Here is a 15,007-nt window from a genome sequence, read left to right on the forward strand (position 1 = left end):
CTGTTAACTTATCTCTGCAAGCACTTCTCCTACACTGACATTATCTCCTTCGGTAAAATAAATCTTGGAAATTTTACCGTTAACAGGAGAAGGCACATTAAAAGTAGCTTTATCTGTTGCCAACTCTACTAAATCATCTTTTTCTTTGACAGTGTCGCCTTCACTAAAATACCAGTAAGAAACTGTTGCTTTTGTAATATTTTCTCCCAGCTCAGGCAAAATTACCTTTGTCATATAAACCCTCCCTTAATAACAGAAAATTATCTTTAAAACTGGTTATAAGCTTTGTTTTTATTATATCCATATTAACCTCTTTTTCAAGCAATGATTCAAGCGAAGTCATTTTTACGTCCAGCCCGCAAGGTTTGATAAACTCGAAGTTTTTTAAATCACTGTGTTTTACGTTAAACGCCAGGCCGTGAAATGTTATCCAGTTCCGTATACCGATCCCTATCGAACAGATCTTATTGTTTCCAACCCATACTCCTGTAAATCCGGGTTTTTTAACCCCTGGTATATTAAAACTTTTGAGCAGGTCAATTACAGTATCCTCAAGGCTTCGTAAAAATAGATGTATATCTTTTTTTACATATTTAAGGTTGAATATGGGATAAGCTATGATTTGGCCGGGGCCATGGTAGGTGATGTCGCCGCCCCTGTCAGACTGCAGTATATCAATATTAAGCTGTTTAAGAACGGATTGCTTTATAATAATATTATCGTAATTAAGCTTCCTGCCGGATGTAAATACTGGTTTATGGCTGCAGAGTATCAGCACGGATTTGCTTAATCCGCTCTTTACGCGTAAATGTATTTCTTTTTGAAGCGTTAGCCCGGCAGAAAAATCAATTATCCCTGCGTCTAATATATCAAAATCCATTATAGAGCTTCGATTATTGCCTCTGATAAAGTAGGGTGAGCAAATATATATGATTTCAGTTTATCTACGGTCAGTTTGCTGTTAACGGCTACTGTGAATATCCCGATCAACTCAGTAGCGTTCGCTCCGATGATGCTAGCCCCGATTATAATACCGCTGGGTTTGTCTATAAGTATTTTTACAAAGCCATCAGTTTCATCCATTATGCGGGCCATGGAAGAACCAAGAAAATCAAACTTTTTGATTTCAACCTTTGATCTTTGCTCCTGGCTAAGCAAGCTTTCTTTAATACCGATACTGGCAATTTCAGGGCCGGTGAATATACAGGCAGGTATAAATTCAGTATCTGATCTTACATTGTCCCGGGATAAATTATCAACAGCTATATTGGCCTGGTAAGCAGCATAATGAGCCAGCATTATTCTTGATGAGCAGTCGCCAGCGCTTAATATATTTTTAATATTAGTCCTTTGATAGTTGTCCGTTACAATAAAGCCATTTTCGGTATTTAACCCTATATTGTCCAATCCCAGGCCTCCGATAACGGGTCTTCTCCCTACACAGACCAGTATTTTATCAAATTCAGCAAGGTTTAAAGATGAAAAATCAGCATTAGTGAATACTCTTATCCCTCTTTTTTTAAAAGACTGCTCGAGTTTCTTTGCTATGTCGCTGTCTTCTCCTGGCAAGATCTGGGGCATCTTATCAATTAATGTTACAAACGAACCGAAGATAGAAAATAAATTAGCGAATTCACAGCCGATTACCCCTGCCCCGATAATGAGAATTTTTGCGGGGATCTCGCTTAGGTCAAGCGCTTCATCGCTGGATATAATTCTCTTGGCGTCAAATCTTAATCCAGGCAATTCTACCGGGGCCGAACCGGTAGCGATTAAAATATACTTTGTCTCAAATTTGTTTCCTTTATCATCAACAACTATGCCGGATGATACGATTTTTGCTTGAGAATTTACAAATTCAATACCGCTTAACCTGTTTTTCATAGCAGATTTAAGCTGCTCAATAATTTTATTCTTCCGGTCAATAACTTTGGGGTGATTCAGGATCGGATTATCAACATTTATGCCAAAAGAAGCAGATTTTTTTATGAGGGAGAATTTCTTTGCTGTCTGAATTAATGTTTTGGTAGGTATACAACCTTTATTGAGGCATATTCCGCCCAACTCTGCTTTCTCAAATAATACTACATTAAGTCCAGAGTCTTTTGCCTTTACCGCTGCGTTAAAGCCGGCCCATCCTGAGCCTATAACTATAAGGTCATAAGGCATAATTATAAGGTTACATGAGGTTGCCAGAAGCAACAGCCACTAACTTCATGTAACATATTCATCCGCTTTTTAGTTTATTTAACGATCCTAATGATTGCGCCGACTTATATAACTGCTCTTTTTCTTCTTTTGTTAATTGTAGCTCGAGGATCTGCTCTATGCCTTTTTTACCTATGCGGCAAGGTACACCTAAACAGATATCTTTTAATCCGTATTGGCCGTTTAAATATGCCGATACACCTATGATTCTTTTTTCATCCTTAGCCACAGACTTGACAAGCGATGCGATTGCAGCAGATGGCGCAAAGAAGGCGCTCCCTGAGCCTAGATGATCAACTATTTCTTTGCCGCGCTGAATAGTTCTGACCGACAATTCTTTAATTTTTTCTTCATCAAGGAAATTTGGCAAAGGTATCCCTTTTATAGAGGTCAGGCTGCCCAGGGGAAGCATCCCTTCACCGTGAACACCTATTACTACCGGCTCTATTTCATAAACAGGAATATTCAGCTCAAGGCTGATTAGATTTGCAAATCTTGATGCGTCTAACGAAATCCCCATGCCCAGCACCCTTTCCGGGTCAAAACCCGTAGATTTAAGGGCAATCATGGTCATTAAATCCAGTGGATTGGTAACTATTATGACTACAGCATCTTTAGATATCTTCTTAATTTTACTGCAGAGATCACTAACAATATCTGCGTTTTTCCGGAATAATTCTTCTCTTAGCATCCCGGGTTTACGTGCTAGCCCTGCGGTTATAACAATTATATCTGAGCCCGATGCAATATCCAGGTCTTCCGAACCATCTACGTTATAATGCAGCTTTAATAAACTGCGGGCATCCATGAGGTCAAGAGACTTACCCTTTGCTATGCCTTTAACGATATCAATCAAAGCGATTTCTGCATCGGGCAATTCCTGAGCTATGCGCATCGCAGAAAGACTGCCTACATTTCCGGAACCGATAATTGAGATTTTCATTGATTATTGGCTAATGAAGATTCTGTAACTTTACGCAACCTCATCTAACTTTTTTTAACTTCTTTATAACCGCATCCGCCATCTCCTGTGTTCCCACAGCTGTAGGGTCATTACGGTCAGGTTTTAAATCGTAAGTCACATATTTGCCCTCGGAGATAATATCTTTAACGGCTTTCTCAAGCGCAAAAGCCGCTTTTGATTCTCCCATATGTTTGAGCATGAGTACTGCGGATAGGATCATGGCAGTAGGATTTACTTTGTTTAAGCCTTTATATTTTGGCGCAGAGCCGTGTACGGCCTCAAATACTGCCATATCATTTCCGATATTTGCGCCAGGAGCGATTCCAAGTCCGCCGATTAATCCTGCGCACAGGTCGGAAATAATATCACCATACAAATTAGGCAAAACTATGACATCATAATTATGCGGCCTTTGCACCAACTGCATTGACATGTTATCTACAATAGCATTTTCAAACTCTATTTTGTTTGCGTATCTCTTAGCTACCTCTATCGCTGTTTTTAAGAATAAACCGTCGGTAAACTTCATAATATTTGCTTTGTGTACCGCGGTAACCTTTTTTCTGTTATTGGCAAGCGCATATTCGAAGGCGTATTCAACGATTCTTTCTGATGCCTCCTTTGAAATCGGTTTAATGCTTATTGCTGATCCCTTGGTGATTTTTTTACCGGAATTCTTCTGTATAAGGCTTATTAATTCTTCAGTATAGGGTTTACAGGCTTCAAATTCAATACCGGCATACAAATCCTCAGTATTCTCTCTTATTATAACCAGATCGATATTATCAAATTTACTTTTTACACCCTTATATGATTTTGCCGGCCGTACACAGGCAAACAACCCTAAACTTTGCCTTATTGCTACATTTACAGAACGGAATCCCGTGCCCACCGGAGTGATTATCGGACCCTTCAAAGCTATTTTGTTCCTGCGTATTGAATCTAAGACGCTGTCAGGAAGGATACTTCCTTGCGATTTTAGCGTTTCTTCTCCGGCATTCTCAATTTCCCATTCAATTTTAACACCGGTTGCATCAACGCATCTTTGCGCCGCCAAAGCCACTTCGGGGCCGATCCCGTCACCGGGTATGAGAGTGATTTTATAAGCCATTATTTTATTTCCGGTAAAGAGTTGAACTTTTTAAAATAACTTACTATTCCGCCATTACTCAGTATATTTTGCATAAAGTCCGGTAAAGGCTTTACAGATAATTCAAATCCCTGGGTGAGATTTTTAACTATTCCTTTAGATAAATCAATTTCAATTGAGTCTTTTTCCCGTATTCTGTCTGTATCCGTCTCAATCAGCGGCAATCCGATATTGAAGCCATTACGGTAAAAAATACGCGCAAAAGATTTAGCCATTACGGCGGTTATTCCGGACTCCTTTATTACCAGAGGGGCCTGCTCTCTTGATGAACCCATACCGAAGTTTTTGCCGGCCACAAGTATGCTTTTACCCGGCACGATCTTCTTTGGAAAATCCGGGTCAATATCTTCCATTATATGCTTTGCAAGCTCTTTCATATCAGTAATAGCAAACTTATAACGGCCTGAAATTATAAAATCAGTATTTATGTTGTCGCCCAGGTTTATAGCGTTTCCGGATAATTTCATAGTTGTTTGAATTCCTCAGGATTCTTTACCTTAGAAAGGGCCACATCCATAGAGATCATTCCGGTCCTGAATAATTCCTTAAGTGATTTATCCATTGTTTTCATCCCGTACTGGCTTCCTGTCTGCATAAGAGTAGGTATCTGTTCGATTTCCTGCTCGCGGATTAAATTTCTTATACCCGGGGTAGCCACCATGACTTCTGTTGCCAGTACCCTGCCTATGCCTCCTGCTTTAGGAAGCAAAAGCTGTGAAACTACGCCCTGAAGACAGTCAGCAAGCTGGAGTTTGACCTGTTGCTGCTGATGCGGAGGAAAAACATCTATAATCCTTTCAATCGTCTGAGGAGCATCCGGGGTATGCAATGTAGCCAGGACAAGATGGCCTGTTTCAGCCGCTGTTAAGGCAGTTGAGATTGTCTCTAAATCACGCATTTCTCCTACAACTATTACATTAGGATCCTGTCTTAACGTATGCCTTAGCGCATTAGCAAAACTGTGCGTATCAGCATAGACTTCTCTTTGTTTAATTATACTTTTATCATTCTTAAAAATGAATTCGATCGGGTCTTCGATAGTCACCATCAGGCATTCCCGTTCGTTGTTTATTAAGTTTATCACAGCAGCCAAAGTAGTTGTTTTACCCACGCCTGTAGGGCCGGTGACTAATACGAGGCCATTTGGTTTTCTGGCAAGCTCAATAACCACTGGAGGAAGGCCAAGGTCTTCAATTTTTGGGATTACAAGCGGAACTCTCCTGAATGCAGCTTCAACAGAGCCTTTTTGCTGATGCACGTTAACCCTGAACCTGTCCATGCCTGGAAGGGCAAGAGAAAAATCAAGCTCCAGGTCTTTTTCAAACGTTTCTTTTTGAGAATTTGTCAGTACTGCATAAATCATTTTTTTCAGCTCAGCCCTGACAACCATAGGATGCTCGGTCCTGAGAAGCTTCCCGTCAATCCTTAAAACAGGAGGTTCATTTTCAGTAAGGTGCAAGTCGGAAGCGGCTTTATCAATACATAATTTGAGTAATTCACCTATTTCCATTATTGCCTCCTCTTATTTTTTATCTATCAAAAGATTAGCCGGCCTATTATAAATATTTTCTTGGATCAGCGATCCTGCCCTCTATCGCCGAGGCTGCAACCGTAGCCGGCGAAGCCAGGTATATGAACGCTTTTGGATTACCCATCCTCCCGATGAAATTCCTGTTAGCGGTTGATATCACATTATCCCCATCGGAAGGGATCCCGCAATGCGTCCCAACGCACGGGCCGCATCCCGGAGCTATTACAACGGCATTCGCTTTTATAAAAGTATCGATTATGCCCTGGCTTAATGCTTCAAGGTAAATCTCCTTTGACACGGGCGCAACTATCATTTTAACACTTTTTGCGACTTTTCTCGAGCTTAAAATTTTAGCAGCGGCTTTTAAATCCGATAACCTGCCATTGGTGCAGGTACCCAAAAACGCTTCATCAACCTTGACTTTACTGAAATTACCAATATCTTTTACATTATCAACCTGATGAGGAGCTGCCACCTGAGGTTTTATTTTTGAAATATCGAACTCTAAAGTTTGACAGTATTTTGCATTTTTATCGGCATAAATACGTTCAATCTTTTTAATTCCTTTTATTTGATTCTTGAGCCAAGTAATGGTTTTATCGTCTTGAGGCATGAAACCGGCTTTTGCCCCCATCTCAACTACCATATTACACATTGTAAATCTGCCGTCCATATCAATCTTATTGATCACCGGACCACCGAATTCAATTGCTTTATATGTGGCTCCGTCTGCACCTACCTTCTTAATTATATATAAAATTATATCTTTTGCGTATATTCCTTTGGGTATGTTTCCTTTTACCACGATCTTAATTGTTTCGGGGACCTTAAACCAGTTCTTTCCTGTTGCCAGCGTTATTGAAATGTCGGTTGAGCCTACCCCCGTTGAAAATATTCCTAAAGCGCCATAAGTACAGGTATGAGAATCAGCGCCTAAAACCAGGTCTCCGGGCAATATCCTGCCAGACTGCGGTATTACCTGGTGGCATACTCCGCATCCGATATCAAAGAGTTTCTGGTTATAATCTAAGCCAAACTGCCGCATCTTTTTATGCACCCTGGAAACACCCTCGCTTGGCGAAGGCGCGCTATGGTCTATAACCATGCAGAAATCTGTTTCTAATTTATTGAGCCCTAACTCTTTTACCCGGTCAATTATAATTGAAGACGTCCCGTCTTGCCCGAATGTAAAATCCACTTTACATATTGCAAAATCTCCTGCCTTGAGCAGTCTTTGCGAATGACTGCTCAATATTTTTTCAGCTATAGTTTGCGGAATTAAAGACCGTTTAACCATTTTTCAATCCTATCCATGCCTTTTTCTATTTGTGCGTGGCTTGCGGCAAAACTTAATCTTATAAAATTATCCTGGCCAAAGGCGACACCAGGGATTACGGCGACTTCAGCTTCATCTAAAAGCCTGGTCGCAAAAGCCATGGAATCAATGCCGCTTTTTGAAATATCGCAAAATATATAGAATGCGCCTTTTGGCAATATAAAATCAATTTTTGGTATATTATTAAGCCTTCCAATAATATAATCTCTTCTTTTTTGAAATTCCGCACTCATCATAGAGCTGAATTCATCTGAACCTGACAGCGCCGCAAAAGCAGCTTTCTGGCTTATTGATGAGGGGTTAGATGTCGAATGGTCCTGGATTTTTGAAATTGCTTTGGCAATCTCAAGGGGAGCGCCTAAATACCCTATCCTCCAGCCGGTCATTGAGTGGCTCTTTGATAAACCGTTAACAGTAATAGTATGTTCGTAAGCGCGCTTGCTTAACGAAGCTACTGAGGTATGCTTGAGCCCGTCAAAGATAATTTTTTCATAGATCTCGTCGGAAATGATATAGATTTTTTTATGGACACACATCTCTACAAGCGCTTGAAGTTCGTCTTTCTCATAAATGCTGCCTGTAGGATTGGAAGGGCTGTTGATGATTATCGCTTTTGTCTTTGTATGGATGTGCTTTTTAAGGTCATCGGTTGATATCTTGAAGTCATTCTTAGGGGACGTTTTAATAAACCTGGGGATCCCACCGCAGAGATTTACCATTTCAGGATAGCTTACCCAATAAGGAGACGGGATTAGAACCTCGTCTTTTTCGTCAATTATAGAAAAAAGGGCGTTAAAGATGCTATGCTTGGCTCCGCAGGAAACTACGATTTGCTCAGAAGAATATTCAAGCCCGTTATCTTTTAAAAATTTTTGGCAGATTTTTTCTTTTAACTCCGGAGTCCCGGTGGTGGGTGTATACTTTGTAAACCCCGATTGGATAGCGCTGATAGCCGCATCTTTTATATATTGAGGAGTGTCAAAATCCGGCTCACCTGCAGCAAGCGTAACAACATCCCTTCCCTGCATTTTGAGCTTCTTGGCTTTTGCAGTTATAGCAAGGGTTGCTGACGGGTTAATTTTTTTCAAACGCTCAGCAAGCTGCGTATCGATTCGCATCAGTATATGCTTATAGTGAATCTCTTTCCTTCTTAAAAATCTTCCTCAAACCGCCGAGGAATTTCTTTGAAGGCTGCTTTGAAATAGGAGGTTTTTCCTTAGTCGCAATTTCAGTTTTTTGCTTTCCGGAATCTTCCTGTTGGGTATGCTCTTTAGCTTGCCCGGAAGTATCTGCTTTTAAACCTTCTTGAGGCTCCTTTGAAACTTTGCTTTTCTTCGCCTTCTTGGCTTCCGGTTTTTTTATTTCTGTTAACTCAAACAAAACCAGCTCTGCGTCGTCCCCCCGCCTTCTGCCCAGGCTTAATATCCTGGAATAGCCGCTAGTTCTTTTGGCAAACCTGGGGCCGATTTCACTGAAAAGCGTACTTACCAGCCTATGGTCATTAAGAATTTTAAAAGCGGCTCTTTTTGCGGTAAGTGTGTTCTTTTTGGCAAGATGGATCAGCTTCTCTATCACCGGCCTTACAGCTTTTGCTTTGGCTTTTGTCGTCCTGATCCTTTGATAGATTACGAGGTTTCTTGCCATACTAAGGATAGTAGCTTTTCTCCAGCTGGTGAATCTATTAAGTCTGTTTTTGGATTTTGAATGTCTCATTTTTTATATAAGTTATAGAGGTTAAACAATTTTTAATTTTTTTGTATCGACCTTCATACCTAAGCCCAGGCCCATACCGGCCAAAAGTTCTTTTATTTCAGTAAGAGATTTCTTACCAAAGTTCTTGAATCCGAGCATCTCCTCCTCTGGCCTTTTGACCAGGTCCGCTATGGTTTTGATATTGGCCTCGCGTAAACAATTAGAACTGCGTACTGAAAGCTCAAGTTCAGATATCGGCAGCCTTAGTTTCTCGTAAAGCTCTACTTCTTCCTTGGTCATCATCGGTTCTTCTTCCGCATCTTCAGGAAGCTGGCCAAAGCTGACAAAAATATCCAAGTGCCTTTGAAGAATATTAGAGGCATATAAGAGGGCATCTTTAGGATTAATGGCCCCGTTAGTTGTTATTTCCAAAATAAGTTTATCGTAATCCGTACGCTGGCCGACTCGCGTATTTTCAATGGTGAAATTTACCTGCTTAACCGGCGTGAAAATTGAATCTACGGGGATTACGCCGATAGCCATATCCTCTTTTTTATTGAGTTCCTGAGGCACATATCCGCGCCCCCTTGCTACTTCCATCTCAATGTGGAATTTAGTATCTTTGGTCAACGTAGCTATATGGTGTTCGGGATTAATGATCTCGACTGATTCATCAGTAATGATATCCTTGGCTTTGATCTCGCCTTTCTTATCCTTCTTTATTGATATAGTCTTGGGGATCTTTGAATGTGAATTTATAACCAGCCCTTTGATATTAAGAATTATCTCTGTTGTGTCTTCAAGCACGCCTGGTATCGTTGAGAATTCATGCTGGACTCCGTCAAATTTGACTGAGGTAACAGCACTTCCTTCGATAGAAGAAAGCAGGACACGCCTTAAGGAATTGCCTAAAGTAACCCCGTATCCTCTTTCAAACGGCGCAGCATAAAATCTGCCATAAGTATTCGTATAAGTTGACTCATCGCATTCAAGTCTTTTTGGCAACTGAAAATCAGACCATTTTATTCCCATTTTTCCTCCTGAGATTATTTAACTTAGCTAAAGCCTTGATTACTTCGAATAAAGCTCGACTATTAATTGTTCTTGGATCGGCAATTGTATATCTGACTTTTCTGGTAACCTGTTTATTTTTGCTTTCAGGTCCTGGGCATTGGCTTCTATCCATGATACAATCGCCCTGTCTTTGGAAAATTCTATGTTTTCCCGTATTTTATTCAAAGCGCCGTCCTTACCCTTTACCTCTATGGAATCACCGGCTGCTACTAAATAAGACGGAATATTGACTCTCTTGCCATTGATGTAAATGAGGTTATGCCTGACAATCTGTCTTGCCTGAGCACGGGAGGTAGCGAAATTCATCCTAAAGATGACATTGTCAAGCCTTCTTTCAAGTAATTGCAAGAGTATCTTACCGGTTACACCTTTTGATTTTGAAGCGATTCCGAAATATCTGCGGAATTGTCTCTCCAGCACGCCGTATACCCTCTTAACCTTCTGTTTTTCTCTTAACTGTATACCGTAGTTAGAATGTTTCTGCTTACCCTGGCCATGCTGGCCCGGGGCATATGCTCTTTTAGCAATCGCGCATTTAGGAGTATTGCACCTTGCGCCTTTTAAGAATAATTTTTCACCTTCACGCCTGCATAACCTGCAAACAGCATCCTTATAACGAGCCATTATTAATTATACTCTCCTTTTCTTCTTGGGACGGCAACCATTATGAGGTATAGGAGTTACGTCTTTAATGCAGGTCACCGTTAAACCCGAAGCCTGTAAGGCCCTTATCGCTGATTCTCTACCGAATCCGGGGCCCTTTACAAAAACTTCCACTTCTTTAATCCCTATATCTTTAGCTTTTTTAGCCGCATCAGTTGCTGCTACCTGAGCAGCAAAAGGCGTAGACTTTTTTGATCCGCCATAACCAACTATTCCCGGAGCAGACCAGACTAAAGCATTACCCTGCTTATCAGTAATTGTTATTATGGTATTATTAAAACTTGCCTGGATATGTGCAATCCCGCTGGTAATGCCTCTGGCTATTTTCTTTTTTTTTGCTTTATCTTTTGTTGCCATTAAATATGACCTCCGTTATTTGGTTTCAACCTTTTTGACTACTATACTTCCGCCTTTTCTCGGACCTTTTCTTGTCCTTGCGTTTGTGCGCGTTCTCTGCCCTCTGACCGGAAGGCCCTTTTTATGACGCATGCCACGCCAGGCCCCTATATCCATAAGTCTTTTTATGTTTTGGGATATATCCCTGCGCAGGTCACCTTCGACCCGGTAACCGCTTTTTTGAAGTATAATGGTAATCCTGGAAATTTCTTCTTCGCTTAAATCTTTAGCTCTCTTAAGCGGTTCTATGTTCGCTTCTTTAAGGATTTTATTAGACATGAACCTGCCGACTCCGTAAAGGTAAGTCAGGGCAGTTTCAATGGTTTTTTCTTTCGGTAAGTCAACGCCTATAATTCTTGGCACTTTTTCCTCCTTGTATACTGCTAAAGGGAATTATCCTTGTTTTTGTTTATGCTTAGGTGTAGAGCATATGACGCGCGCAACACCACGCCTTTTGATTATCTTACACTTGTCGCAAATTTTTCTTATAGATGATTTTACTTTCATTTTATCCTGAATGTTATTCTTCCCCTGCTTAAATCATAGGGGGACAATTCTAGTTTTACCTTATCTCCGGGCAATATTCTGATAAAGTGCATACGCATTTTTCCCGAAACGTGTGCCAGAACCACATGTCCGTTATCAAGCTCAACCCTGAACATCGCATTAGGCAGAGCTTCTAAAATTTTACCTTCTGTTTCGATCAGTTCTTCTTTTGCCATAGTTAAGCGGTTAAAATCTCTGTTCCTCTGTCGGTAATGGCAACCGTGTGTTCAAAATGAGCAGATGCCATTCTATCTTTTGTCAGGGCAGTCCAGCCATTAGGTGCGATTTCAACCTCCCACGCACCCATATTAACCATGGGCTCAACAGCAAATACCATTCCTTCAGTCAATAACGGCCCTGTGCCCTTGCGGCCGAAATTAGGAATCTCCGGTTCTTCGTGAAGCGACTTGCCTATGCCATGGCCTACAAATTCCCGGACTATTGAGAAACCGTTTTTCTCTACGTATTCCTGTATAGCATAAGAAATATCGTAAAGATGGTTATTTGCTTTTACTTTTTCTATACCGATCTTCAGGGATTTTTCAGTTACTTCCAGCAGTTTCTTTATCTGGCCGCTGACAATTCCGATCGGAATAGTCAACGCAGCATCTGAAAAGTACCCCTTATAATTTATTCCGACATCCAAGCTCAATATATCGCCGTTTAAAAGCACCCTCTCTGACGGTATGCCATGAACTACCTCATCATTGACAGATGTGCATATATTGGCGGGATATCCTCTGTATCCTTTAAAAGCAGAGATGACACTTTCTTTTTTAATCAGGGTTTCCGCATAGGCGTCGATCTCTTTCGTTGTCATCCCTTCGCTTACAAACAATCTCAAAGAACGGATAATCCTTGATAAAATCTTTCCTGACTCCCCCATCATATGAATATCTTCTTTAGACTTTAGAGGGATCATTCAAACCTTTTACTAATTCAATTATTTCCTTTAATACATCATTGGCCTGCCCATCAGCAGAAACTTTAAGCAGGCTCCCTTTATTTTTATAATAATCTAACAGTGAAGAGACCTCATTTTTGTAGACTATGAGGCGGTTTTTTATAGTTTCTTCCTTATCATCATCGCGCTGGTATAATTGCCCGCCGCACGCATCGCAGACCATTGTTTTCTTGGGGGGCATATTTATCTTATGGAAAAGCATATTACAGCTTCGGCATACCAGCCTTCCGCTTAATCTTTGTATGATAACTCCGTCGCTTGAATCAAGATATATAACCGTATCAATTTTGATATTCCTCTGGCTTAGTATTGAGTCTAATGTTTTGGCCTGAGAGATATTTCTGGGATAACCATCAAGTATAAAGCCTTTTTTTGTATCCGGCAAACCCAGGCGGCTGTTTAGCATTTTTGTTACCAGCTCATCAGGCACCAATCCGCCTTTATTCATATAATCTTTGGCTTTCCTGCCTAGCTCGGTATCAAGCTTTACATTTTCCCTTAGAATATCGCCGGTAGATATATGCGGGAGGTTTAGTGACTTAGCCAGCTGTTTTGACTGAGTCCCTTTACCCGCACCCGGAGGGCCTAATAATATTATATTCATTATCTTCTTCCCTTGATCCTGCCGCTTTTAATGAATCCTTCATAGTGATGCATTAACAAATGTGATTCTATCTGCTTAATAGTGTCAAGCATGACCCCGACGATAATCAGAACGCCCGTGCCGCCAAAGAAGGATGCAACCATATAAGGCACACCCAGCCAGTTCATTGTAAGATGCGGAAAAACAGCGACAAAAGCGATAAAAATAGCCCCGGCTAAAGTGATCCGCGTCATTACAAAATCTAAGTATTCCGCCGTTGATTTTCCGGGACGGATCCCTGGCACAAAACCTCCGTATTTCTTCATATTCTCCGAAAGGTCAAGCGGATTAAACACGATAGCAGTATAGAAATAACAGAAAAATATTATCAAAAGAGCATAAAGAAAAGTATATAAAATGTGCCCGGGGCCTAAGCTTTGGGCCAGCCTTTGAAACGCCGGGTTAGGTATAAAAGTCGCTATTGTTGCAGGAAATGAAATAATAGATTGGGCAAATATGATTGCGATAACGCCAGCCGTATCTACTTTTAAAGGGATATATGTGCTTTGCCCTCCAAAGATTTTTCTTCCTACAACCCTGCGCGCGTATTGCACAGGGATCTTTCTCTGCCCTTGCGTGACAAAAATTACCGCTAATACAACTCCGACCAAAAGGACAGCCATAATAATGAGCGTAAAAAACGGCAGCGCTCTTTTTGATGGAGAATTCGGCGATAGAAGTATGTAAAGCTGGTTCAACGCCGGGCTTATCCTGGAAATAATGCCGGCGGTAATAACAAGTGATATGCCGTTTCCAATACCCTTTTCCTGTATTTGTTCTCCAAGCCACATAATAAAAATGGTGCCGGTAGTAAGGGTAAGTACGGTTAATATCCTGAAAGAAATCCCGGGACTGCCGACAATTTTAATCCCTTCAAACCTTGCCGGGTTCTCAAGCCACAGGGCGATAAAAAACGATTGTATTACGGCAAGCACAATAGTGCCGTAACGAGTATATTGATTTATTTTTTCATATCCTACACGGCCTTCTTTGGATAATTTTTCCAGTGCCGGTATAACAGCAGTCAAGAGTTGCAAGATGATCGAAGACGAGATATAAGGCATTATCCCCAAGGCAAATATGGTCATCTGCTCCATCGCTCCGCCCGAAAACATGTTTATAATACCCAGTAATGCCCCGCCGGAAGTCCTTGCCATTTCGGCAAAAAATTTAGAAAGAGCAGCTCCATCAATACCCGGAGTAGGTATAAAACATCCCACCCTGTAAACAAGAAGTAAAGCCCCGGTTATTAAAAGCCGTTTCTTTAAATCGGGTATTTTAAAAGAATTTGCTAAAGCCTTTAACACTAAATAACCTCAGCCTTTCCGCCGGCATTGATAATCTTTTCTCGTGCTGCCTTTGAAAACGCATGTGCCTGTAAATTTATAGACTTTTTTAAGTCGCCTTTAGCTAAGATCTTAACTTTCTTATCCTTAGAAGAGATCAGGCCTTTATCATATAAAACCTCAGGATTGATCATTTCTTCTTTTAAATTCTTTAGATCTATTAGATTAACTATCTGATATACCTGTTTAAATATGCTGGTAAACCCTCTTTTAGGGAATTTACGGATTAAAGGCGATTGCCCGCCTTCAAAACCAAGGTAAAAATGGCGGCCTGCCCTAGAAGTCTGGCCCTTGCTGCCTCTTGTAGAAGTTTTTCCATGGCCTGAACTAGAGCCTCTGCCTAATATCCTTTTTCTTTTTTTACTGCCGGCAGCGGGTTTTAAATTGTGCAACCCAAGAAAAACAGCCTTCTCTTTGGAGGTTTTTAAATCTTTTCTAAATGTTTTTGTTTTAGGTGATGGCCTTTTAGCCTTGATCTTCTTTTCTTTCATATT

Annotated in this window: 20 protein-coding genes; all 20 read right to left on the bottom strand. The window is 40.9% G+C overall.

The window, feature by feature from the left end:
- Nucleotides 1-3: 3 nt before the first annotated feature.
- The 20 genes from C4533_03425 to C4533_03520 are packed head-to-tail and all read right to left on the bottom strand — an operon-like array spanning nt 4 to nt 15,004.
- On the bottom strand, nt 4-234 hold the full coding sequence (locus C4533_03425) for a biotin/lipoyl-binding protein (protein RJP28855.1): 231 nt from the start codon (nt 232-234) through the stop codon (nt 4-6).
- Nucleotides 212-880 carry a lipoyl(octanoyl) transferase gene (lipB, locus tag C4533_03430; GenBank protein ID RJP28856.1) on the bottom strand — a complete coding sequence of 223 codons (669 nt, stop codon included), beginning with the start codon at nt 878-880 and terminating at the stop codon, nt 212-214. Before lipB ends, C4533_03425 begins: the two co-directional genes overlap by 23 nt.
- Nucleotides 880-2,169 carry a dihydrolipoyl dehydrogenase gene (gene lpdA, locus C4533_03435; GenBank protein RJP28857.1) on the bottom strand — a complete coding sequence of 430 codons (1,290 nt, stop codon included), beginning with the start codon at nt 2,167-2,169 and terminating at the stop codon, nt 880-882. The genes lipB and lpdA overlap by 1 nt, the downstream gene beginning before the upstream one ends.
- Before the next feature lie 58 nt (nt 2,170-2,227).
- A complete protein-coding gene (locus C4533_03440; GenBank protein ID RJP28858.1) occupies nt 2,228-3,151 on the bottom strand; it encodes a malate dehydrogenase in 924 nt (307 codons plus the stop codon).
- Nucleotides 3,152-3,191: 40 nt separating this feature from the next.
- Nucleotides 3,192-4,283, bottom strand: coding sequence for an isocitrate/isopropylmalate dehydrogenase family protein (locus C4533_03445; GenBank protein ID RJP28859.1), 1,092 nt, complete (start codon nt 4,281-4,283; stop codon nt 3,192-3,194).
- Nucleotides 4,283-4,789, bottom strand: coding sequence for a 3-isopropylmalate dehydratase small subunit (locus C4533_03450; GenBank protein RJP28860.1), 507 nt, complete (start codon nt 4,787-4,789; stop codon nt 4,283-4,285). Before C4533_03450 ends, C4533_03445 begins: the two co-directional genes overlap by 1 nt.
- The gene (locus tag C4533_03455; protein ID RJP28861.1) at nt 4,786-5,832 is read right to left on the bottom strand and encodes a type IV pilus twitching motility protein PilT; all 1,047 of its coding nucleotides are present in this window, start codon (nt 5,830-5,832) and stop codon (nt 4,786-4,788) included. The genes C4533_03450 and C4533_03455 overlap by 4 nt, the downstream gene beginning before the upstream one ends.
- A 46-nt stretch (nt 5,833-5,878) precedes the next feature.
- Nucleotides 5,879-7,132, bottom strand: a complete 1,254-nt coding sequence (locus tag C4533_03460; protein RJP29215.1) for a 3-isopropylmalate dehydratase large subunit — start codon at nt 7,130-7,132, stop codon at nt 5,879-5,881.
- Nucleotides 7,132-8,307 carry a pyridoxal phosphate-dependent aminotransferase gene (locus tag C4533_03465; GenBank protein ID RJP28862.1) on the bottom strand — a complete coding sequence of 392 codons (1,176 nt, stop codon included), beginning with the start codon at nt 8,305-8,307 and terminating at the stop codon, nt 7,132-7,134. Before C4533_03465 ends, C4533_03460 begins: the two co-directional genes overlap by 1 nt.
- A gap of 10 nt (nt 8,308-8,317) precedes the next feature.
- Entirely contained in the window at nt 8,318-8,902 is a 585-nt protein-coding gene (locus C4533_03470) for a 50S ribosomal protein L17 (GenBank protein RJP28863.1), read from the bottom strand.
- Between the two features lie 21 nt (nt 8,903-8,923).
- A complete protein-coding gene (locus C4533_03475; GenBank protein RJP28864.1) occupies nt 8,924-9,913 on the bottom strand; it encodes a DNA-directed RNA polymerase subunit alpha in 990 nt (329 codons plus the stop codon).
- A gap of 39 nt (nt 9,914-9,952) precedes the next feature.
- The gene (locus C4533_03480; protein RJP28865.1) at nt 9,953-10,579 is read right to left on the bottom strand and encodes a 30S ribosomal protein S4; all 627 of its coding nucleotides are present in this window, start codon (nt 10,577-10,579) and stop codon (nt 9,953-9,955) included.
- 6 nt (nt 10,580-10,585) lie between these two features.
- Nucleotides 10,586-10,975, bottom strand: a complete 390-nt coding sequence (locus C4533_03485) for a 30S ribosomal protein S11 (protein RJP28866.1) — start codon at nt 10,973-10,975, stop codon at nt 10,586-10,588.
- 15 nt (nt 10,976-10,990) lie between these two features.
- Nucleotides 10,991-11,377: a 30S ribosomal protein S13 gene (locus tag C4533_03490; protein ID RJP28867.1), complete on the bottom strand. Its 387-nt coding sequence runs from the start codon at nt 11,375-11,377 to the stop codon at nt 10,991-10,993.
- Between the two features lie 30 nt (nt 11,378-11,407).
- The gene (locus C4533_03495; protein RJP28868.1) at nt 11,408-11,521 is read right to left on the bottom strand and encodes a 50S ribosomal protein L36; all 114 of its coding nucleotides are present in this window, start codon (nt 11,519-11,521) and stop codon (nt 11,408-11,410) included.
- Nucleotides 11,518-11,736, bottom strand: a complete 219-nt coding sequence (locus C4533_03500) for a translation initiation factor IF-1 (protein RJP28869.1) — start codon at nt 11,734-11,736, stop codon at nt 11,518-11,520. The genes C4533_03495 and C4533_03500 overlap by 4 nt, the downstream gene beginning before the upstream one ends.
- Nucleotides 11,737-11,738: 2 nt before the next feature.
- A complete protein-coding gene (gene map / locus C4533_03505) occupies nt 11,739-12,482 on the bottom strand; it encodes a type I methionyl aminopeptidase (protein RJP28870.1) in 744 nt (247 codons plus the stop codon).
- Nucleotides 12,463-13,128 (bottom strand): adenylate kinase, encoded by a 666-nt coding sequence (locus tag C4533_03510; GenBank protein ID RJP28871.1) that lies wholly within the window; start codon nt 13,126-13,128, stop codon nt 12,463-12,465. Before C4533_03510 ends, map begins: the two co-directional genes overlap by 20 nt.
- Nucleotides 13,128-14,474 carry a preprotein translocase subunit SecY gene (gene secY / locus C4533_03515; GenBank protein RJP28872.1) on the bottom strand — a complete coding sequence of 449 codons (1,347 nt, stop codon included), beginning with the start codon at nt 14,472-14,474 and terminating at the stop codon, nt 13,128-13,130. The genes C4533_03510 and secY overlap by 1 nt, the downstream gene beginning before the upstream one ends.
- Nucleotides 14,474-15,004 (bottom strand): 50S ribosomal protein L15, encoded by a 531-nt coding sequence (locus tag C4533_03520; GenBank protein ID RJP28873.1) that lies wholly within the window; start codon nt 15,002-15,004, stop codon nt 14,474-14,476. Before C4533_03520 ends, secY begins: the two co-directional genes overlap by 1 nt.
- Between the last annotated feature and the right edge of the window lie 3 nt (nt 15,005-15,007).

It is taken from the genome of Candidatus Omnitrophota bacterium (assembly GCA_003598025.1).
Classification (GTDB): Bacteria; Omnitrophota; Gorgyraeia; order Gygaellales; family Profunditerraquicolaceae; genus Profunditerraquicola.

What these genes read in the sequence shown, in the direction of transcription:
- C4533_03475 (RJP28864.1), bottom strand. Translation starts at nt 9,913, where the DNA reads ATGGGAATAAAATGGTCTGATTTTCAGTTGCCAAAAAGACTTGAATGC.
- C4533_03445 (RJP28859.1), bottom strand. Translation starts at nt 4,283, where the DNA reads ATGGCTTATAAAATCACTCTCATACCCGGTGACGGGATCGGCCCCGAA.
- C4533_03440 (RJP28858.1), bottom strand. Translation starts at nt 3,151, where the DNA reads ATGAAAATCTCAATTATCGGTTCCGGAAATGTAGGCAGTCTTTCTGCG.
- C4533_03495 (RJP28868.1), bottom strand. Translation starts at nt 11,521, where the DNA reads ATGAAAGTAAAATCATCTATAAGAAAAATTTGCGACAAGTGTAAGATA.
- C4533_03500 (RJP28869.1), bottom strand. Translation starts at nt 11,736, where the DNA reads ATGGCAAAAGAAGAACTGATCGAAACAGAAGGTAAAATTTTAGAAGCT.
- C4533_03520 (RJP28873.1), bottom strand. Translation starts at nt 15,004, where the DNA reads ATGAAAGAAAAGAAGATCAAGGCTAAAAGGCCATCACCTAAAACAAAA.
- map (RJP28870.1), bottom strand. Translation starts at nt 12,482, where the DNA reads ATGATCCCTCTAAAGTCTAAAGAAGATATTCATATGATGGGGGAGTCA.
- C4533_03465 (RJP28862.1), bottom strand. Translation starts at nt 8,307, where the DNA reads ATGCGAATCGATACGCAGCTTGCTGAGCGTTTGAAAAAAATTAACCCG.
- C4533_03510 (RJP28871.1), bottom strand. Translation starts at nt 13,128, where the DNA reads ATGAATATAATATTATTAGGCCCTCCGGGTGCGGGTAAAGGGACTCAG.
- C4533_03470 (RJP28863.1), bottom strand. Translation starts at nt 8,902, where the DNA reads ATGAGACATTCAAAATCCAAAAACAGACTTAATAGATTCACCAGCTGG.
- lpdA (RJP28857.1), bottom strand. Translation starts at nt 2,169, where the DNA reads ATGCCTTATGACCTTATAGTTATAGGCTCAGGATGGGCCGGCTTTAAC.
- C4533_03450 (RJP28860.1), bottom strand. Translation starts at nt 4,789, where the DNA reads ATGAAATTATCCGGAAACGCTATAAACCTGGGCGACAACATAAATACT.
- C4533_03425 (RJP28855.1), bottom strand. Translation starts at nt 234, where the DNA reads ATGACAAAGGTAATTTTGCCTGAGCTGGGAGAAAATATTACAAAAGCA.
- C4533_03455 (RJP28861.1), bottom strand. Translation starts at nt 5,832, where the DNA reads ATGGAAATAGGTGAATTACTCAAATTATGTATTGATAAAGCCGCTTCC.
- C4533_03485 (RJP28866.1), bottom strand. Translation starts at nt 10,975, where the DNA reads ATGGCAACAAAAGATAAAGCAAAAAAAAAGAAAATAGCCAGAGGCATT.
- C4533_03480 (RJP28865.1), bottom strand. Translation starts at nt 10,579, where the DNA reads ATGGCTCGTTATAAGGATGCTGTTTGCAGGTTATGCAGGCGTGAAGGT.
- lipB (RJP28856.1), bottom strand. Translation starts at nt 880, where the DNA reads ATGGATTTTGATATATTAGACGCAGGGATAATTGATTTTTCTGCCGGG.